The sequence below is a fragment of the Moorena sp. SIOASIH genome, from assembly GCF_010671925.1.
GTDB lineage: Bacteria > Cyanobacteriota > Cyanobacteriia > Cyanobacteriales > Coleofasciculaceae > Moorena.
The window spans coordinates 1,095,443-1,115,459 of the sequence record NZ_JAAHIH010000003.1 but is presented as its reverse complement, the minus strand read 5'-3'; the positions used below and the strand labels follow the sequence as shown (position 1 = coordinate 1,115,459).

Sequence of the window (20,017 nt, the reverse complement as noted above, 5' to 3'; positions counted from 1 at the left end):
GTAAGGGAAAGCAGGTTAATGCCAGTAATTGCGGTTGTAGACTACGACATGGGGAACCTGCACTCTGCCTGTAAGGGGTTACAGAAAGCTGGTGCAACTACCTTAGTGACAGATTTACCAGCAGATATAGAACAGGCGGATGCGGTGGTACTACCGGGAGTGGGGGCGTTTGACCCAGCGATACAACATTTGCGATCGCGTAACCTGGAGCAACCGATTAAACAAGCCATTGCCAGCGGTAAACCCTTTTTAGGTATTTGTCTAGGTTTACAAATTCTGTTTGAGGCAAGTGAAGAAGGCACAGAACCTGGATTAGGCATAGTGCCTGGCACGGTGCGCCGCTTTCGTCGAGAACCGAGTATTACGATTCCCCATATGGGTTGGAACCAGCTAGAGTTTACTCAACCGGATTGTCCCCTTTGGCAGCATTTATCGGGCAATCCCAGAGTCTATTTTGTCCATTCTTATTATGTGGACCCAGTTGACCCTATGATTATAGCCGCAACTACTACTCATGGGAGTCAAACCGTGACGGCTGCGATCGCTTACAATAATGTCGTAGCAGTACAGTTTCACCCGGAAAAGTCTTCTACTACAGGACTGCAAATTTTGTCTAATTTCGTGGCTCAGGTCAAGGGTTACTGCCATGATCGTACACTTGTGACCAAAGCCTGAAAATTCTTCTTCTTTTAAAATTCTGCTACTACTACTGATGTAATCAGCAGGCTCCCGACTGTCCTGTTTTTGGATGAGAATTTACGGCAATCGCCAACTGAAAACTTTGCCAGGACAAATTACCCGCCCGACACCAGCACGGGTGCGGGAGGCAGTATTTAATATTTGGCAAGGTAGTGTAGAGAATTGCCGATGGCTGGATTTATGTGCTGGTAGTGGTTCAATGGGTGCTGAGGCTCTGTGTCGGGGAGCTGCTTTGGTGGTAGGAATTGACAAATGGGCAAAAGCTTGTTCAATCATTCGTCAAAACTGGCAACAGATGGCTCAGGCGCAGCAAGAATTTCGGGTGTTGCAGGGGGATGTGGTCAGGCGATTGAAAACCTTGGCTCCTCAGCAGTTTGACCACATTTATTTTGACCCCCCCTACGCTAGTGATTTGTACCAGCCAGTGTTAGATGTGATCGCTCAATACCACCTCCTCGACAGCCATGGTGAGTTAGCTGTTGAGCATAGCTCTAACTACTGGCAACCACAACCAATCCCCAATTTAGAAATTTGTCGCCAGAAGGTCTATGGCAATACTGCCTTGACCTTCTATTGCCCATTGGTTTAGGTCAGGGGTTTAGCTCAGGTCATCGGAAGGAAAAACTAACCCCCAAGTTGGTTACCCCGTTGGTATTGCATATAGGCAGCAAAAAATAACCCCAATAGAGTAACAGGTATTAAGCCAAGGACAATCCCAACAAGCAACGGTTCTACCACACTAAGTCTCCTAATTAAGTTTTTTTACCTGTTTCTCATATTACTAGGTCTGATCAACCTTAGGCTGCTGCTGGTCGTCAAACACTAATTTATCAACCATCCTGAGTTCCATGGGTTGAGATTGCTCAGTATAGCGCTACGCTTAGCGTCAGAAGTCAGAAGTCAGAAGTCAGAAGTAAGCTATGACTAAGTTTCGGCGTTTAGGAATGTCCTAATCTAAATGCTCCGAATCTAAATGCGTAGTGCTATAACACTCAGGAGGCTCTGACCTAATGACCTAAGCCCTGACTTGACTTGAGTACTTTTTCCTATATCCCAGCTTATATACTAAAATGTATACCTTAGATCTATTCCCTTAGTATCAGGTATATAGAGGGAGGCATAGTGTAGCATATAATACAAATACAACACAAGATCTTGATTAATGACTCCATAAATTTTAAACTATGTTTATAAACAAAAATAATACTTAGTCTAAGTATTTACTTATCATTGCTTAACACAACTTAATCAATGGTTCAGTTTTATCGAGATTACAAGCGCTTTATTGATAGTCAACTTGACAGGAGACCCATTGGAAAACCAGCTTGTCCAACCTAGAGTTCTAGTGCGGCGAGTCACCTTGATAGTACTAGTCGCTTTGCTTGCTATAAGTCTTAGCCTGATCGGAATTCCCATGATGCAGGATTCCGATCCTTATGTACAAAAGGTTTTGTCCCTGAACGGTGATCCAGTCCGAGGTAATGCTATTTTTCAAATCAACTGTGCTGGGTGTCATGGAGCCAAAGGGGATGGCAATGTAGGGCCGAGTCTACTGAGTATCTCTAAGAGAAAGTCTGACGTCAGCCTGATTCAGCAAGTGATCAGTGGTAGAACACCACCAATGCCTAAGTTTCAACCTCAGACTAGAGATATGGCAGACCTGTTGAGTTACCTGGAGAAATTGTAACTAACGGTTGTTCGCGTAGCGTGGCCAAAGGCCAAGGTTGAAGGTTAAAGGTTAAAGGTTTAAGGTTGAAGGTTTAAGGTTGTCTGTCAGAATGCAGAATTAAGAATTAAGAATGTAGAATTCCAAATTCTACATTCTTAATTCTTAATTCTTAATTCAAAAAGGTTGTTCGCCTTTGGCGTTCCCGTAGGGTAGGTTAACGAAGAGCGCTGAAGAAAAAATATGCCAGTTAAATGTAAATGTTGATTAACTTATAATATTTCCGGCGTTGCTGATTGATTTTTGATTTAGCCTACGCTAATTTTGCTAGTTTAAGATTATACCTGAATTCAGCAACGCCCATCGCTTTTGGTATCAATGTAAACTATAAAAATTTCAACTATCTACTATGGCTAGTCAACGGATAGGTAGTTAACGGGGTGCAACTTGTTTTCCTTCCTGAATTTGCTCATTGGGATGCAAGATGACTATTTCTCCTTCTCGAAGTCCTTGTTCAACCACTGCTTCAAGATTACTGCGCTGACTAATTATAATCTGACGTTTCTTCGCTTGGTTGTTTTCCACCAAAAATGTACACCAGGTCTGGAAGTTGGAGCGCTGGATACTCCCTTGATGATCTGAAAATTGGTTACTTCCCTGTGTTCCCCCTGCTACAGACACGGACAAATAATCCCTATTTTTTCCAATGGAGTCCTGGGAGCTATTTTGTTGTGAGTCGCAGCGGAAAATGGCACTTAAGGGAACGACTAGCACATCTGAGCTTTCCCAAACTACAATCCGTGTTTCTACTCGGTAGCCATCACCTAAAGGAATTGGGGAATCTACAAAATTAGCGATCGCATTCACTCGCTGTTCTTCTACCCCAAGAGCTGAAATTTTGGTAAAGGCTGAGGGTTCGACGTATTTCACCTGAGCGTTTAGGGTGCGCTCTCCTCCCCAATGTTCAATGAGCATTTTTGCTCCTGGCTTGACTTTGACTGCATCAGTAGAAAGCAAATCAACGACAATCTCTAGGTCAGCAGGATTCCCTAGTTCCAACAGGGGGGTTCCGGCTTGTACATACCGAGCACTTTCCTCATTGACTCGTAGGACATAACCATCAATTGGGGAGTGAATTTCAGCACGGGCTGCTTCATCGGCTAGCTTAGCAAGTTCGGCTTTAACACTGGCAATGCGAGCATTGTAGACATCAAGTAAATAGTCAGGGTCTCGCTGTTCGGCTTGGAGAATGGCACGGGCTTCTTTGGCGGCTACTACTTCAGCGGCCACACTTTCCACTTCCCGTTGCGCTGCTTCTAATTCCCTCTGGCGGGTAGTTTCTAACAATTGAGCTGTTTCGAGCTCTTTACGAGATATTGCGCCATCAATGTATAACTGTTGGGAGCGTTGGCGATCGCGTTTTGCTTGCTCTAGTGCTGCTAATGCTTGCTGGACCCGAGCTTGAGCTTCTTGCTGTTGGGCTGCTGCTGACCGGATGCGGGCTTGAGCCTGGAATAAAGCTTGTGGTTTTGGTCGCTTGGTTGCTACCCCATCACGCTCTGCTTGCCATTGCCTTAGCCGTGCTTGAGCTTCTCGGACATCTGCATCTAGAGGAAGGCGGTCAATTTGGGCAATGATTGCGCCTTGTTTAATTTTATCTCCTTCATCTAGTTTTATCCTCGCCAGCCGACCGGCAACAGGAGCTGAAACTACGAAGCGGGAGCGGATACGGGTCTTTCCCTCTCCATCCACTGTTACTTGCAAACTACTGCGTTTAACTTCGGCTAGATCAACCCGAATCGGTGCAGGACGAAATGCTAGGACAACTACTGTGATGATGCCAACTCCAACCATAAGGTAAGTTAGCCGTTGAGGAAGCTGCTTCATGGAATGTCTAAAATCGCGGAATTGATTGTGCGATCGCAACACTATTTAATTACTACTATTTAATTACTACTATTTAATTACTACTGTAAGCATTAGCTGATAGCTGATAACTGATAGCTTACTAACTATCACCATGTTGATGCTTATTCCCTGGTTTTCAAAACAGCGATTAAGTCCAGACGATTCAGCTGTCTACGGATAATTAACCCAGAACATAATGCTGCTACTATTACGATAACAAATGTAAAAGCATAGGTATCTTTAGTAATAATTAAGGGAAAACGGTAAAGTTCAGAATTATAGGCAAGAGACATTAAAGCAGCTAAACCGTATCCGAGTCCAAAACCAATAGGAAGGGCAAGTAGGGTAAGAATAACTTGTTCACCTAGGAGAATAAAGGCAATTTCAGCATGAGTGAATCCCATAATCCTGAGACTGGCTAATTCTCGTCTTCTTTCTGATAGGGCAATCCGTGCTGAGTTGTAGACTACGCTAAAGGTAATAATGCAGGCAAAAATTACTAGTACTGCTGTAAAGACTTGCAGAGGTTTAGCACTAATTTCCTCAAAGCTTTCCAGGCTAGCTTCACGGGTGGTAATACCGGTAATAGCGGGTAGACGTTTGAGGCGATAGTAAAGCTGACTAGCAAGGTGAGGATCAACAGAAAGGTAAGCACCAGAAATAGTTTGTCCTTCTCGCATCAGTCGGTTGAGGGCATCGATATCCATATATACTGAGACACCGAGGAGTTCATCTACCAAGCCGACTACAGGAATTTGACGCACGGGACGGCTTCCTTCCAGGACTTCCACGGTTAGGGTATTTCCAGGAGTAACACCTAGGATTTCGGCTAGTTTGGTAGTCATGACAACTCCGTCTGGCTGTAGATGCACGGTGTACGAATTCTTGTCTAGCAGACGGCGGAATTCTCCGGCTGGGTCAATTCCAGTTAAAGCACTGCGATAGGTATGATGGTCAAAGCGTAAACGTACTGGTACGATGCGGAATGGTTCGGAACGAATCACTCCTGGTAAGTGAGTAATTTCGTAACGGGTACGTGCGGGACGGGGTTGATTAAAGATAATGGTGAGATCTTCCCGTTGTACTTGGCGGAATTGAAAATCCATCAGGTATGTCAGTGCATCTGAGATGTACAACCCAGTCAGGAGAATTGCTACAGCAACAGCTATTCCCATAATGGATAGGAAGGCTTGGATGGGCTTGCGTTCCAAATTACGGAGGATAATACGACCGGCAGGGGAGAAAAACTGCTGTAGACCTAGTCGTTCAATAATGGTAGGTTTGAATTCAGCTGGGGGTTCGGGACGCATGGCTTGGGCTGGAGGAAGGGAAATTGCCCGACGTACCGCCATTAGTCCACCAATTGCTGCTGCGGTAAAGCTGACTAAGATGGCGGTGGCGACTAAGTCTGAGCTGACGTCATAGCGTAGTAGGGGAAAGCGAAAAAATTCAGCATAAGCTTGGGTTAGTCCATTGCCAAGCCCAAGACCAACCATGGTGCCAAGGATACCTCCTACACTGACAATGGCAAGGACAAATTTAAGATAATGGATACCGATGGTTAGGTTACTGTAACCAAAGGCTTTGAGCACAGCAATTTGCTCCCGTTGGGTTCCGATTAGGCGAGAGAGGACAACATGCAACAGGAAAGATGCGATCGCTAAAAAAATCGAAGGCATAAAGGTAGCAGAGACTTCCAAACTGCTGAGTTCATCTGCTAGAATTTGATGGGATAACTGATCTTCCCTTCCATAAGCACCATTACCACCGTAGCGTTCCAGTAATCGATCCAAACGGCTAATAATTTCCCTTTCTTGAGCCCCTGGAATTAAGGAAAGGCTGACATCGTTAAAGGCACCATCAAGGTCGAAGGCTTTACCCAAGGCTTCTCGACCTATCCAAACCACTCCAAATCGCCGATTATCTGGGAAGATTTCTCCAGCACCTCGCACTTCATAAACGTATTCTGGTGATAGGGCAATTCCTACTATTCGCAATTTTTCCCAACGTCCATTAATGATGGCACCCATGGTATCACCCAAGTTGAGTTGATTGGCTTGGGCGAAAGCTTCACTGACGAGTACTTCATCTCCTCGTCCTGGTTCAATATAGCGACCCTGACGAATAAATAAGTCATTGAGTATGGAAATACGACGCTCAGGAATTGAGATCAGTCTTCCTGTAGCTGGTTCTGTTAAACCAGGCACATCAAGGGTGACATCAACCACAATCCGAGTTTGGGTTTGGGCAATACCGGGAATAGCACCAATTTGGGATTTGAGGCTTTCTGGGGCGCGTTTGAGGGAAGCGAAAACTTGGGCAAAATGGTAGCGGTTGTAATATGTGTCTTGGGTTAGTCCCAAAGAGCTATAGGCACTCCTGGCTAGGACAAAGCTAGCAATGCCACAGGCTACTACTAATGTGATCGCTATTACCTGACCTCGCAATTGCCATAGGTCACGTAAGAGTTTACGGTCTAGGGAATTCATGGAAGTTTAAGACCAACCGAAAATATCAGGAACAGGCAAGATGCTCATTCCACAGGTGCGACCCAAGGGCGATTTACTCCCCCTTGGGTCGCACCTACTCTTCAAATCATTCCATTATTAAACAACGCTCGATTTTTTATAACTGCTGCTCTTCTTTTTGACACTCCCCCCTAATCGCGAGACGGGGATTCTTCACTCAACGACCCGACTTGCTGAACCTGGCCGGAGCCAAGAACAGTAGAGGTCAGATCTCCTGAAGCGTTCGGATCAATGATCCAAGTTCCCGTGTGCCCCACGGTACTCAAAGCTCGTTTAAGGATGTTTATAGCGGCATTATGGTCTCTATCTAACTGGCAGCCACATTTACAAGTGTGAGTTCTAGTTGATAGGGACTTTTTAACTTCTTCGCCACAGTCAGAACAGTTTTGGCTGGTATATGCAGGATTTACTGCAACTGTTACCTTTCCAAACTTGGTGCCAAAGTGTTCCATCCATTTTCTAAATTGATACCAACCTGCATCATTAATAGACTTGGCAATACAGTGATTTTTCGTTAAGTTTTTAACCCTTAAATCTTCATAGGCGACCAGATCGTTAGACCGGATTACGCAGCGCGCCAGTCTCTTAGCGTGCTCTTCACGTTGCCTACTTATTTTAAGGTGATGTCTGCCTAGTCTATTGACTGCTTTTCTACGATTGGATGAGCCTTTCTTTTTTCTAGAAACTCTGCGCTGATAGAACTTAAGACGCTTCTCTCCCGTCCTGTAAAAGCGGGGATTTGGTTCAGTTTTTCCAGCGGAATCAGTATAGAAGTCTTTTAGTCCAACGTCTAAGCCAATGGCTACACCAGTTGGTTCTAGTTCTTCTTTAATGTCAACTGAAACACAGAACTGGACATAGTAACCATCAGCCCGACGGACTATCCGAACCCGCTTAATCTGTTTTTTATCGAAACGCCATAAGTCCCACGTACCCTTAAGTTTGAGTTTTCCAATCCCCTTTTTGTCACTAAACGTGATTGACTTCTTGTCAGGAGACAACTTCCAGCCAGACTGCTTATACTCCACTGAGCGGCAGTTTTTCTGGAACTTAGGGAAACCTTTCTTTCCAGGTACTTTCTTTTTGCAGTTGTCAAAGAATCGAACAATTGATGACCATGCCCTCTCGGCACTAGATTGCCGAGCAGTAGAGTTCAATTCATTGGCAAAAGGGAAGTTTTTGGCAAGAACTGCACTGTACTTGCTAAGGTCAAATTTATTTACTCCTTTATTGTCCATCCAATACCTGAGGCAGCTATTACGGATAAATTGAACTGTCCGAATAGCTTCATTGATCGCAGAGTATTGATGTTTTTTACCTTTTGCCTTGAATTCTAAGATAATCATCAGTTTCGACCTTAACTGCTTCTACCTTATTCTAGAACGCCTAGAGTAAAATTCCGGAATCTCTTGGAAATTTCTTTCATGGCGACTAAACTCGCTATTCACTTTCATCCCCGCTCGCTTTGTGGCGGAGCTTTCAGTGTTTAGTTTTGTAGTAAAACAAAGAAGAGCACACTAAGGTCAAGGCGAACAGACAGCAAACGAACAAAGTTGTTAATAATATTGCCATCATAGCTGACACCTCCTTGGGCAGTCTCTTACTTTGTGACTCCCTCTAGCTCTCTTATACCTCACGTTTTATACTGAGGGAAGTAATTTGATTTAATTCTTAACATACTCAATCGTTAACTTACCAGTCTAAATCCTCAGGAGCAATCTTAGTCTGATTACCATGTACACTAATAATCTCACCACTACGCATGGTAATCACCCGATCTGCCATAGCCGCAATTCCAGCATTGTGAGTAATTACAGCAGTAGTTGTTCCCAATTCTTGATTCACTCGCTCTAATACATTCAATACTAGCTTACCGGTCTGAAAGTCTAACGCTCCGGTTGGTTCATCACATAGGAGCACTTGAGGACGTTTGGCAATAGCACGAGCGATCGCAACCCGTTGTTGTTCACCCCCAGATAATTGAGCTGGAAAATGGTTAAGGCGATGCTCCAGTCCCACTAGTCCCAAAGCTTCCCGAGGACGCATCGGACGAGGAGCAATTTCGGTCACCAGAGCAACATTTTCCTGAGCCGTCAAGCTGGGAATCAAATTATAGAATTGGAACACAAAACCGACGCACTCCCTACGAAAGCGGGTAAGAGCACGATCATCAGCAGTTGATAGATCACGATTATAGAATTTAACTTGTCCGAAGGAGGGAACATCAAGTCCTCCGAGAATATTCAGCAGAGTGGACTTGCCACTTCCAGACGGACCAAGCAATACTACAAATTCTCCTGCATAGAGGTCAATAGTAACGGATTTTAGTGCCTGAACATTCACCTCCCCCATCTGATAGGTTTTAGTCACGTCACGCACTTGGAAAATAGGTTCATTGTTCATATAGCGGTTGGCGACTTTATTAAGTACGTATTTCTAAGTTTTTAGGGAACAGCGAATCTGGGAACAGGGAACAGGGAACAGGGAACAGGGAACAGGGAATAGAGTATTTAGCATTCAACCTAAGTTATTTATTATTGCCAATTTCAAAATTTAATCAATCTTTTTTCTTCCATTCATTTTTATAATTAAAATATCTACAAATTGCTCTAAGTCATGATTAATTATTTCAAGAGTAATGACTAGATATAAATTATCAATAAATTGTGATAATTATTGTCTACTATTCCCGATTCCCGATTCCCGATTCCCGATTCCCGATTCCCTGTTCCCGATTCCCGATTCCCGATTCCCTGTTCCCGATTCCCGATTCCCGATTCCCTGTTCCCGATTCCCTTGACTAGATCAATTAAATTGCTGAGCATAAAACCGAGCATAACGACCACCTTTATCTAACAGTTCCTCATGGTTTCCCGATTCAACAATTCGTCCTTGTTCTACTACCAAAATCCGATCAGCACGGCGCACGGTTGCCAATCGGTGAGCAATAATAAAAACAGTGCGATCTTTCATAATCCGTTCTAAGGCTTCTTGTACTAAGGCTTCTGATTCTGAGTCTAAAGCGGAGGTGGCTTCATCGAGAATCAAGATTCTAGGATCGAGCAGTACCGCTCGTGCGATCGCAATCCGTTGTCGTTGCCCTCCCGATAAATTAATTCCCCTCTCCCCTACCCAAGTGTGATATCCTTGGGATAGTTTAATAATGAACTGGTGAGCATTGGCAATCTTAGCCGCTTCCTGAACAGCTTTAAAGTCAGGTTTTAACTGACCAAAGGCAATATTCTGAGCAATAGTACCTGAAAAGAGAGTGGTATCCTGGGGAACAATCCCAATCTGACGCCTTAGACTATTGAGGGTAATATCTTGGATATTGATCCCATCAATCAGGATTTCCCCAGCTTGCGGATCATAGAAGCGGGGCAGGAGATTAACCAAAGTAGTTTTACCAGCACCCGAAGCGCCTACTAATGCGATCGCCTCTCCCGGAGCAATTTCTAAATTCAAATTTCTCAGTACAGGCTCACCAGGTTGATAAGCAAAGCTGACATTACAGTATTCCACCCTACCCGTCGCTGGGGGTAAAACTGTAGCGCTTGGCTTTTCGATTACCGTTGGCTCAAGGGCAAATAGTTCAAAGATTCGGTCTATCGATGCTTCTCCCTGTTTGAACTCATTATAGTTTTGGGTTAAGATGTTGATCGGATCAATCAACATGGCAACACCGATACCGTAACTGACAAACTTGGAAGCGGTGAGGTTACCCTCAGCAATCTGCCATGCTCCCAACAATAATAGTAACAAAAAGCACAACGCTTCGAGAAAACCAACTATTGGAAACTGAATTGCTCTGAGGCGTTCAGCAGCATACTTGGCTTTGCGGTTGTTTTCCGCTTCTTGACTAAATTTTTCCAGGGTATAGTCTTCTGCGGCAAAAGCTTGGATTAACCGAATCCCGCTAAACACTTCCGTCAGCATTGCGGACAAATCCGATACCCGATTTTGGCTGCGATGGGAGAATTTCCGGATCTGCTCCCCAAACCAACCAATCAACAAGCCCATCAATGGTGCAATAATTACTATGGCTAGGGTTAGTTCTGGATTAATATAGATGACAGCAGTTAGTACTACAATGAGTTGCAAGACACAAGGAATAAAATCACGAACAATTTTGTAAATCACCTCCCCAATCCGATCGAGATCTTCCGTGAGTCGGTAGGTAAGGTCACCAGTTCTAGCAGCTTCAAAGTAACCAATACTGAGGCGCTGCAAATGGTTAAAAACGTTTTGGCGTAAATGAAGGGCAATCTGTAGTGAAGCTTTTGCTGATAGGGTATATAAACAGTACTGCGCTATTTTCTGGGTCAGAAACACAACAGCAGCTAACCCAGCTAGCTGAAGACTCCTGACCAGTTTTCCCTGTCCGACGACAGCAAAAAAGGGCTCAGATAGCCAAAGGAGTAGGGGCCAGCAGACGGTGAATACTAATGTACAAACCAATGTCTGAGCCAGAGTTAAGCGTTGGGAACGAAGGTAAGGTCGCAGTTGCCAGTAACTAGAGTGGGGTTTCAAGTGTCAATCGGGATAATGATGGCTTCTGTTTTAACCTATCACTTAGCGCTAGCTGATGGTGACAAGCACCCCATTGGCCTGAGATGGCTCAAACAGTTGGGAATCAACAAGCTTGGTTGGTGGGCATTGGTGACCAAACTTCGTTGGAAGTGGTTTGGGATTTTCCCAGGCAATGCCCACCCTACAGACTTCCCAAAATGCGATTGACCTTGGCCAAAAGGCCACGCTACGCAAACGGTCACGCGGGGCGCGTTCGCACTGCGTCCTCTGTGACCATGACCATTATTGTGATATGCTGATCATTGGTTGGTATTCAAAGTCATAACTACTTACTGTGGCCTTAAGAATAATAATTTTATCTGTCTTCGAGCTTCAAGCCCCAAAAAGCCTTTCACTCTCAGCTAACTCAGGACGTGATTAAACGACTGGACAACACCATAGAAGCATTTAAAACCAGAGAATATGGATTTCCCAGGTTGAATAAATTTGGGCGTTATCAATCATTTTTGTCCCTCCAGTTCAAGACCAGTCCCATTCAAGGCAATCCGATTCAGCAACAGTTGATTGGGCTAGTTAACATAACTTGGCATAGCTCTATTCTCTTTGGTTTCAAAATAAAGGGAGTGAGAGTTGTGTATAGATGCAGGGGACCAAAGAGGATATCAAATGCATGTGATCAGCTATCGACGTTTGCGGGAATTTAGTGAAAAACACGCTGATTGCCATGATGCTCTCGATAACTGGTATAAGATTGCCAATCAGGCCACTTGGTCTAACTTAGTTGAGGTACAATCGGTTTTTAGGAAAGCTGAAGCAGTAGGAAATTTTACAGTTTTTAATATTAAGGGGAATAAGTACCGCTTAATCGTAAGTATAGATTATGAAAAGCATTTAATTTATATCAAGTATATTCTGAATCACGCAGAATACGACTATAATAACTGGAAGAATGACCCTTACTTTTAATACAAAGCAATACAAAAAACTGTTAATTAAATATCAACCTAAAATGATTAAAACAGAAGAAGATAATGAAAAAGCTTTAGCTTTTGTAGAAGAGTTAATGCACCGACCTAAACGAACACCAGAAGAAGATGAAATTTATGAATTGCTGATTACATTAATTGAAAAATTTGAACAAGACTATTACTCACCAGGGATTAGATCTGAGCCTCAGTCTATGTTACTTTTTTTAATGGATCAAAAAGACATAAAACCAGCGGATTTAGTGGGAATTATTGGCTCTCAAAAAACCGTTGATGACATCGTTAATGGAAAACGAGAAATTAGCAAATATCAAGCCAAAACGTTGGGAATTTTTTTTCAAGTTGATCCAAGTTTGTTTATGTAAAAAGTGCTGATAAACTTCTAACACTTCAGTTCGATGTCTAGCGTTTTCCATACTTATGAGGTACACAGGAGTTATTCCCTGTGCCGTAAAATTCCTAAATTATGTACCTTACCCAATTGCTTTCCTTGAAAACCCATAGCTAGTAATGCTGGGCGGAATTTAAAATTCAAAATTATTGCATACTTATTAAATAAGTTTTTCGCTGTTTTTGAAAGGTATCTTTATTTCCGCCATGCCTTACTAGTGGGTTGCTGAACTAAGGAATGATCTTAATGATCTTAAGTATAGTTGGGTTATTTACCGATTACCTAATTTTAGAATTTAGAATTTAGAATTTAGAATTTAGAATTTAGAATTTAGAATTTAGAATTTAGAATTTAGAATTGAGAATTTAGAATTTAGAATTGAGAATTTAGAATTTAGAATTGAGAATTGAGAATTGAGAATTGAGAATTGAGAATTGAGAATTTAGAATTTAGAATTGAGAATTGAGAATTGAGAATTGAGAATTGAGAATTGAGAATTGAGAATTTAGAATTGAGAATTGAGAATTGAGAATTGAGAATTGAGAATTGAGAATTGAGAATTGAGAATTGAGAATTGAGAATTGAGAATTGAGAATTGAGAATTGAGAATTGAGAATTGAGAATTGAGAATTGAGAATTGAGAATTGAGAATTGAGAATTGAGAATTGAGAATTGAGAATTGAGAATTGAGAATTGAGAATTGAGAATTGAGAATTGAGAATTGAGAATTGAGAATTGAGAATTGAGAATTGAGAATTGAGAATTGAGAATTGAGAATTGAGAATTGAGAATTGAGAATTGAGAATTGAGAATTGAGAATTGAGAATTGAGAATTGAGAATTGAGAATTGAGAATTGAGAATTGAGAATTGAGAATTGAGAATTGAGAATTGAGAATTGAGAATTGAGAATTGAGAATTGAGAATTGAGAATTGAGAATTGAGAATTGAGAATTGAGAATTGAGAATTGAGAATTGAGAATTGAGAATTGAGAATTGAGAATTGAGAATTGAGAATTGAGAATTGAGAATTGAGAATTGAGAATTGAGAATTGAGAATTATACAGGCTCTCTTAGACTAATTATAGTAAATGAGTAGTTTAAATCAGCGATTACCTCTTAAATAGCAAGGGATTCAATCAACTCAAAATACATTGTATTGATGCAGTCCCTCATGGGGAGGGGCTGCGTGGGTCACCTGCGTCCGCACCTTGAAAGCCCCGTGGAAACCACGGCAGTTGGTCATGGGGGAGACCCCCTTTGAAGTTACCGTAAGAGAGGGTCGCCTTTATAGGGACAGGTTATGGGTCATACTTTTAAGTTATATGAAATAAGGCGACCCTCTCTAAGGTTTCGTCTTTGACCGCACTGCCTCCCCAAGACCGTAATGGTGCCCTTGACCCGTAATTAAATTCGCCACGGGTCGCACCTCTGCATCGCTTTTATTAAAATTGCATTTTTAAGTTACTCAAAACCTTAATTAGTAAGGGCTATGGCTATTTATTATTTTATACTAATTTATCATAGCCACCCTAGGATAGCAATTCTACATTCTACATTCTGCATTCTGCATTCTACATTCTGCATTCTACCGATTACCCTAAGTCTCACTCAATACCCAATTCACCAAAGTACGAACTGGAAATCCAGTGGCACCAGAATTATTACAACCATTTTCTTTTTCACTCCAAACTGTTCCAGCAATATCGATATGTACCCAAGGAGTTTCCTTAACAAATTCCTTCAAGAACAAGGCTGCCGTAATCGAACCACCTGCACGGGGCCCAGTATTTTTGAAATCAGCAATTTGAGATTTTAATCCCTCAAAGTACTTTTCTTCCATGGGCATCTGCCATAATTTTTCACCAGCCGCTTCTGCTGCATCTTTAAACTGTTGCGCTATTGTTTCATCAGTTGTCCATAAACCAGCAATATCATTGCCCAATGCTACAACACAGGCACCAGTCAAGGTAGCTAAATCTGCGATCGCATCCACCTCTAATTTTTCGGCAAACACTAAAGCATCTGCTAGGGTCAGTCTTCCTTCTGCATCGGTATTATTGACCTCAATCGTCTTACCATTAGAAGCAGTAAGAATATCCCCTGGGTGCATGGCATGACCACTAATCATATTCTCCGTGGCCGCACTGATAAAGTGAACTTCGACATCTGGCTTTAACTGACCAATTACCTTAGCAGTCCCCAAAGTAGCAGCCGCACCCCCCATATCGATTTTCATAGTCTCGATGCCACTACCAGAACCTTTAATATTCAAGCCACCAGAGTCAAAGGTTAACCCCTTACCCACAATCGCTAATTTGCGTTTTGGAGTACCATCAGGTTTATAGGTCATATGAATAAACTTGGGGGGCAGATCTGAGGCTTTGGCAACCCCTAGGAAAGCACCCATTCCCAATTCTTCACAGGCTTCCCTGTCCAAGATTTCCAGGGAAAAACCATACTCTGATGCCAGTTCCTCTGCTGTCTGAGCCAAACTAATCGGTGTCACCTGATTAGCTGGTGCTGCTACCAACTCTCGTGCCAAAATTACACCTTCACAGATTTTATGAGCCTTATCAATCCCTGCTTCTTGCCCAGCCAATCCCAGTAAATCAATCTGTTCGAGCTTTGCACCCTTATCCTCGGATTCCGATTTAAAGCGATCATCTTGGTGTAGTGCCAGGATTATCCCCTCAGTGATCACTTGTGCTGTTGCTGTGGGGTCATCATTAACCACAGGTAGGCTAATTCCAAGAGTTGTAATCTTTTGCTGTTTCGCAGTCCGGGCAATTGTGGCACTCCCACGGCGCAGTGTATCTAAGCTCAGGTCATCAGGTTTACCCAATCCTACCAGGATAATTTTACGGATTGGGCTACCGGATCCCACACGGGTGACAGCAGAACTATTAGCGCTACCCTTAAATTCTGTTTCCTCGATCAATTCTGTGATCGTACCAGCCAGTTTCTGATCCAACTCGGCTAAATCACCAGTCAGGTCTACAGCATCCTCAAATAACCCAATGGCTAGGGCATCGCCAGTCCAGTCTAACCGTGGTGTATCGATCCCTCGAATTTCCATATTTTTCTCTGTCTAGGTAGTTAAAATGAATAGTTTTGAGACCAATACCATAACAGATATCGACTGGTAATGGGGTGAGGGGTGTGGCGGGTAGTTAGTGTCAAGATTGTTGAAATTTTATCGGACGATTAACGAAAAAAAACATTCTATCTGTGTTATAATTATATATTTTAATCATAAACTATCAATAAACTTGTTCCGGATCAAGACGTTTATGGCTCAAAATATCGAGTCACTTAACACACAAAAAGTAAATCCTCGACAACGCTATACGAAACTAAACATTTTTGTCGAGGTCTTACTGGCTTGACGAGGTAAGCCAAACTAGAAAGTAGTGTTCTATTGACTTAAGCGATGCTTGATTGTAGAGCCACTTGAGGAATATTTTCCCTTAATCGCTGATTTCTGGTTTCCATCCTATGTCTCTGCTCGACCCCAACCGTTCTTATAGCTTCAGTGAAATAGCCAAACTCAAAACTCCCACGGATGAAATCTTGGCAGAATATGGCTATTCACTAGAACGTAGCTTATTAAATTTGCGGCAATATCAGGGTGAGTTAGATCGATTGCAGGAGCGCCAATCACGCCTCGAAGAAATCTTACCTTACCTCGATCTCACCAACGAACAATCCCGGCGGGAGATGTTAATTGCACCTGTGATGGCAGATTTGATTCACTACACAAGGGCGCAGTTGCGAATTGAGTATTCAATCAAGGTAAGCAATCAGCTTCAAGGGGCGTTGGACTATTTGCTCAGGACAACGACTAATCTGTTAGTGGTTGAGGCAAAGCAAGAGGATCTTACCAATGGTTTCACTCAGATGGCAGTCGAACTGATCGCCCTCGATCAGTGGGAGAAATGCGCATCGGTTGAGCAACAGCCACAGCTATTTGGAGCGGTTTCAACTGGAACAATCTGGCAGTTTGGTATTCTGCACCGTCAAGACAAATTAATCACCCAACAATTGACTCTCTACCGCGTACCAACCGATTTAGAACCCTTAACCAGAATTCTGATCGCAGCGCTCTCTAGCAGTACTTGAGTAAGAGAGCCATTGCTCTATTGTTGAGCCACTTGAGGAATGTTTCCCCTTAAACCAGTCATCAACTGTAAAGCATAAATTTTGACTGGACGAATCCGGCGCAGCATCCATAACCCTAGACGGCCTATCCCCACTATTGGTAACCAGTTGTTGGAAAACATCCGATCGAGGGTATAGCGCTACGCGCAAGGCAAGAGGCAAAAGGCAAAAGGCAACAGTTTACTAAAACAGCTTTTGCTGCTTGTATCAATGTCCTAACCTTAATGCGTAGTGCTATATCAGTAAACCCTAAGATGACCAGATTCTCTTGCTTGCGCCAGTTTTCATAGCGCTTAAGGACTTCTAACGTTGTCATTTTCAAAAAAATTAGAAAATTACTTAGGAGCTATTTGGAATTTTGTTCATCACTATAATAAATGTTTGTCGGGTTGATTATGCCATCACTACATGTTGATCACTACCTAATTACCTAAACGATGATGATTTTAGTGATATTCGTAAATTGCTATCTACTACTTAGTTGGTTTAGATATTTGTGGCAGTTCAACTGTAGGATATTTCACTTCGTTGCTTGCTTGAAGTAAAGACGGTAATACTGTAATTATTACAGCAATAATTATACTTAGTGCAGTAGCAATACTTATTCCAGTAGACATATATACTATGGTGAGGGTATATTTCGTATTTTTTACCAAATTTTCCTGAGCATCTTTGAGTAATTGTATTTCAGATTGCACATCTTTCAGGGTTAATTGTATTTGTTTGTGTTGACTATATAATTTCCTTATCTCATAATCAATTTGCTGCTGAAACTTTTGCCATTTATTCTCAGAGTCAATTTCAAGAGTTGTAAAACGCTGATTCAAACTTTCTTGAGTTTGTTCTATCTGTTCTAAGTTAGTCTCTTCGAGGTCTTAAAAGCGCTGGTTGAATTTTTTTTGTGCTTGGTCTATTTTATTGACAGCATATTTTGATTGAGTTTGTAGTGAAGTTAAAGCTTGTTGCGCCTCATCTTGGCATTGTGATAACCGCTGTTCAGTAGTACTTTCTAGATTTAGAAAGCGCTGATTTAATGTTTCTAGCGCTTGCTTTATATTTTTACAGGTTGTAGTTTCAAGTTCCGCAAAACTTTTGTCAAAATTGTCCTGTGTCTGAACAACTTGGTCGATAGTACTTTTTGATTCTGCTTGTAAAGCAGCGAATTCAGTTTGTGCTTCATTGATATATTCTGTAAATTCTTGGTGTTCGCTTTTTAAAGCTTGGTACTTTTGGACAAGATCCCGAAAGTTAACTTGGACTTGTGCTAAATCATCAAGAACCTCAGAAGATTGGTGGAACTTACTGTGATAATTAGCTATTTCTCTCTCAAGGTGCTCTAAGCTATTTAAATTATCTGCCATAATCTTTGTCTCCATAAAAAATTAACTCAATCGTTCAAACCCTTGCTTTAAAGTTTCAATTTTTGGCTTTAACTTGATGAAATCATCGCCGACGTCATTAAAATTTCTAACTTGCGAAACTAAAAGTAGGATACGGTGTTGTTTCGAATCGATTCCAAATCTTTGGGCCGCTTCCTGAATTAGGAATTGTAATCCCTCTTGATTATCCCAATATCCACCAACTTCAGTTAGCCAAGTAAATGCTTTTTCAGCATTTACTTGAACTGCTTCTTCATAAAATAATAGAAGATTATCAGGGGATAAACCCTGTTTGATACCCTCATTGAAAGCAGATTTTAAATACTCAAATGCTAGTATTTCACGACCTGGGCGTTTACGAGAAAGTGCCCCAGCTAAGTATAGTGCAGCTAAGTTAGTGGAATCACCTTCTAGACGGTTACTAACACGAGCTAGAAGTCCTGGTACTGCGGCATTTTCTATAGTACGGTCTAACAGTTCCTGTAAAGGTTTCTTATCAAATTCTGATAAGAAATCAGGAAGTTGTTCGGCAATTTCATCAACTTGAGCATCTTGTAAAGGTATAGCAGCTTTCTCTAGCTTAAACTTTAAGTCTGGAACACAAACATCACAAAAACCACATCGATAGTTTTCAGTAGTCAAATGGTCAATGGAATCAAAAAGACCTCTAATGACAACACGACGGCAAGTGTTATCCTGATCGCTACTTGCGTAATCTAATTCATTCAGAAGCATTTGGTAACGCATTCGAGGTACAGTTTCGTAAATAGGCTCCAATAAAATATGCAAAGCATTAGTTAATATTGTTTCTTGAAAATCTCTACTATTGTCAGCAGATATGATCCTGTCCATCTGCCTGACTTTGCCTTCAGCATAATTTTCGCTAGTCCCTGTCTGAAATAAAAATTATTTGAGTTTATTAGCTATTTCTTTTATAGACCAATCAGCGTTATAGTCTACTTCATACCAACCGCTAAAACCTTTAGAGTAATGCTTAGAATATTCTTTGACAACTCCTAGTTGCTGCAATCGATAAAGGGAAATTTGCTGTTTGTTATCAGCTTGATCATTTTTAAATGTAATTGTTTCTTTCGATTCAAGATGCCGATAAATTTTGATAACCCGATTAGTGTCCTTTTCTATGCCTCGATAATCATCTTTAATAAAGTGGGCTTGGAGGCCGTAATCACACAAATGATTTTTGTAATACTTGCAGTAATGACGGATATAATGCTGACCGTTAGAAACGCAGGGTGGCTCAAGTTCACCAGCATAAATATGTTTTTCTTTGCACTCTTGATGTGGTGGTAAATACATCAAAGCTACATGGGAGTGCTTACTGTCACGACCAGCACGTCCTGCTTCTTGGTAATATGCTTCTAAACTACTAGCAAGAGCATGGTGAATAATAAAGCGAATATTGCGCTTATCAATACCCATACCATATCCTTTGGTAGCTATTAACAAAGGAAATTGATTGTTTTGGAAAGCTTCCTGAGTTTGTTGAAGTTGCCTATTCCAATTTGAATGCTTCTTACTTTTACTGGCTATAAAAGATTTATTACACTTGTTACAATTAGCATCTTTATTAGATTTGATAAAAAACGGTGAATTACATTGTGGGCAATACTCTGGTCGAGTACTTGCGTGAACTTTGACTATTGTAGTGTTAGGAATTAGCTGCTTGGCGGGTAAGGCAGGAGATGTTACCATCTCCTCCTCCCCTAAGAACCGGACTTGAGACTTTCACACTCATCCGGCTCAAGCCTAT

Annotated in this window: 20 protein-coding genes and 1 pseudogene; 9 read left to right on the top strand and 12 right to left on the bottom strand. The window is 41.9% G+C overall.

Annotation, left to right across the window (positions count from 1 at the left end; translation table 11 throughout):
* The first annotated feature begins 18 nt into the window (after positions 1 to 18).
* Positions 19 to 675, top strand: coding sequence for an imidazole glycerol phosphate synthase subunit HisH (gene hisH / locus F6J90_RS20100; RefSeq protein ID WP_293097260.1), 657 nt, complete (start codon positions 19 to 21; stop codon positions 673 to 675).
* Positions 676 to 748: 73 nt separating this feature from the next.
* Positions 749 to 1,288: a 16S rRNA (guanine(966)-N(2))-methyltransferase RsmD gene (gene rsmD, locus F6J90_RS20095; protein ID WP_293097257.1), complete on the top strand. Its 540-nt coding sequence runs from the start codon at positions 749 to 751 to the stop codon at positions 1,286 to 1,288.
* A gap of 35 nt (positions 1,289 to 1,323) precedes the next feature.
* Here the strand turns inward: rsmD and petG are convergent, their stop codons facing one another.
* Positions 1,324 to 1,437, bottom strand: coding sequence for a cytochrome b6-f complex subunit V (petG, locus tag F6J90_RS20090; RefSeq protein ID WP_070395274.1), 114 nt, complete (start codon positions 1,435 to 1,437; stop codon positions 1,324 to 1,326).
* A gap of 574 nt (positions 1,438 to 2,011) precedes the next feature.
* On the opposite strand from petG, the gene F6J90_RS20085 reads away from it, so the two are divergent.
* Positions 2,012 to 2,386 carry a cytochrome c gene (locus tag F6J90_RS20085; protein ID WP_293097254.1) on the top strand — a complete coding sequence of 125 codons (375 nt, stop codon included), beginning with the start codon at positions 2,012 to 2,014 and terminating at the stop codon, positions 2,384 to 2,386.
* A 411-nt stretch (positions 2,387 to 2,797) separates the two neighbouring features.
* On the opposite strand, the gene F6J90_RS20080 is transcribed toward F6J90_RS20085, so the two are convergent.
* The 4 genes from F6J90_RS20080 to F6J90_RS20065 form a co-directional block, all read right to left on the bottom strand.
* On the bottom strand, positions 2,798 to 4,252 hold the full coding sequence (locus tag F6J90_RS20080; RefSeq protein WP_293097251.1) for an HlyD family efflux transporter periplasmic adaptor subunit: 1,455 nt from the start codon (positions 4,250 to 4,252) through the stop codon (positions 2,798 to 2,800).
* A gap of 143 nt (positions 4,253 to 4,395) precedes the next feature.
* Positions 4,396 to 6,762, bottom strand: coding sequence for an ABC transporter permease (locus tag F6J90_RS20075; protein WP_293097248.1), 2,367 nt, complete (start codon positions 6,760 to 6,762; stop codon positions 4,396 to 4,398).
* 170 nt (positions 6,763 to 6,932) lie between these two features.
* Complete coding sequence (locus F6J90_RS20070; protein ID WP_293097245.1) at positions 6,933 to 8,147, bottom strand: transposase; 1,215 nt, start codon at positions 8,145 to 8,147, stop codon at positions 6,933 to 6,935.
* Positions 8,148 to 8,493: 346 nt separating this feature from the next.
* Positions 8,494 to 9,204, bottom strand: coding sequence for an ABC transporter ATP-binding protein (locus F6J90_RS20065; RefSeq protein ID WP_293097242.1), 711 nt, complete (start codon positions 9,202 to 9,204; stop codon positions 8,494 to 8,496).
* 263 nt (positions 9,205 to 9,467) lie between these two features.
* On the opposite strand from F6J90_RS20065, the gene F6J90_RS20060 reads away from it, so the two are divergent.
* Positions 9,468 to 9,605, top strand: coding sequence for a hypothetical protein (locus tag F6J90_RS20060; RefSeq protein ID WP_293097238.1), 138 nt, complete (start codon positions 9,468 to 9,470; stop codon positions 9,603 to 9,605).
* A gap of 1 nt (position 9,606) precedes the next feature.
* On the opposite strand, the gene F6J90_RS20055 is transcribed toward F6J90_RS20060, so the two are convergent.
* Positions 9,607 to 11,331, bottom strand: a complete 1,725-nt coding sequence (locus F6J90_RS20055; RefSeq protein ID WP_293097236.1) for an ABC transporter ATP-binding protein — start codon at positions 11,329 to 11,331, stop codon at positions 9,607 to 9,609.
* 83 nt (positions 11,332 to 11,414) lie between these two features.
* Between F6J90_RS20055 and F6J90_RS20050 the strand changes: the two genes are divergently transcribed.
* The 3 genes from F6J90_RS20050 (at position 11,415) to F6J90_RS20040 (ending at position 12,682) form a co-directional block, all read left to right on the top strand.
* A complete protein-coding gene (locus F6J90_RS20050; protein ID WP_293097234.1) occupies positions 11,415 to 11,630 on the top strand; it encodes a hypothetical protein in 216 nt (71 codons plus the stop codon).
* Positions 11,631 to 11,961: 331 nt separating this feature from the next.
* Positions 11,962 to 12,297, top strand: coding sequence for a type II toxin-antitoxin system HigB family toxin (locus F6J90_RS20045; protein WP_293097231.1), 336 nt, complete (start codon positions 11,962 to 11,964; stop codon positions 12,295 to 12,297).
* A gap of 43 nt (positions 12,298 to 12,340) precedes the next feature.
* Positions 12,341 to 12,682, top strand: coding sequence for a transcriptional regulator (locus F6J90_RS20040; protein WP_293097228.1), 342 nt, complete (start codon positions 12,341 to 12,343; stop codon positions 12,680 to 12,682).
* 1,624 nt (positions 12,683 to 14,306) lie between these two features.
* Here F6J90_RS20040 and F6J90_RS20035 read toward each other — a convergent pair.
* The gene (locus F6J90_RS20035) at positions 14,307 to 15,785 is read right to left on the bottom strand and encodes a leucyl aminopeptidase (protein WP_293097225.1); all 1,479 of its coding nucleotides are present in this window, start codon (positions 15,783 to 15,785) and stop codon (positions 14,307 to 14,309) included.
* Positions 15,786 to 16,204: 419 nt separating this feature from the next.
* On the opposite strand from F6J90_RS20035, the gene F6J90_RS20030 reads away from it, so the two are divergent.
* Complete coding sequence (locus F6J90_RS20030) at positions 16,205 to 16,828, top strand: hypothetical protein (protein ID WP_293097222.1); 624 nt, start codon at positions 16,205 to 16,207, stop codon at positions 16,826 to 16,828.
* Positions 16,829 to 16,961: 133 nt separating this feature from the next.
* On the opposite strand, the gene F6J90_RS20020 is transcribed toward F6J90_RS20030, so the two are convergent.
* Positions 16,962 to 17,183 (bottom strand): hypothetical protein, encoded by a 222-nt coding sequence (locus F6J90_RS20020; protein WP_293097219.1) that lies wholly within the window; start codon positions 17,181 to 17,183, stop codon positions 16,962 to 16,964.
* Between F6J90_RS20020 and F6J90_RS20015 the strand changes: the two are divergent.
* Positions 17,174 to 17,260: pseudogene (locus F6J90_RS20015) on the top strand (IS1 family transposase); the annotation flags it as partial. The gene F6J90_RS20020 and the pseudogene F6J90_RS20015 sit on opposite strands and share 10 nt — an antisense overlap.
* Positions 17,261 to 17,340: 80 nt before the next feature.
* On the opposite strand, the gene F6J90_RS20010 reads toward F6J90_RS20015, so the two are convergent.
* Genes F6J90_RS20010 through F6J90_RS19995 form a run of 4 tightly spaced genes read right to left on the bottom strand, consistent with a single transcriptional unit; the run spans position 17,341 to position 19,959 of the window.
* On the bottom strand, positions 17,341 to 17,694 hold the full coding sequence (locus tag F6J90_RS20010) for a hypothetical protein (RefSeq protein ID WP_293097216.1): 354 nt from the start codon (positions 17,692 to 17,694) through the stop codon (positions 17,341 to 17,343).
* A 48-nt stretch (positions 17,695 to 17,742) separates the two neighbouring features.
* A complete protein-coding gene (locus F6J90_RS20005; protein ID WP_293097213.1) occupies positions 17,743 to 18,228 on the bottom strand; it encodes a hypothetical protein in 486 nt (161 codons plus the stop codon).
* Between the two features lie 21 nt (positions 18,229 to 18,249).
* Positions 18,250 to 19,098, bottom strand: coding sequence for a hypothetical protein (locus F6J90_RS20000; RefSeq protein WP_293097210.1), 849 nt, complete (start codon positions 19,096 to 19,098; stop codon positions 18,250 to 18,252).
* Positions 19,099 to 19,152: 54 nt separating this feature from the next.
* A complete protein-coding gene (locus tag F6J90_RS19995; RefSeq protein ID WP_293097208.1) occupies positions 19,153 to 19,959 on the bottom strand; it encodes a helicase-related protein in 807 nt (268 codons plus the stop codon).
* Positions 19,960 to 20,017: the final 58 nt, after the last annotated feature.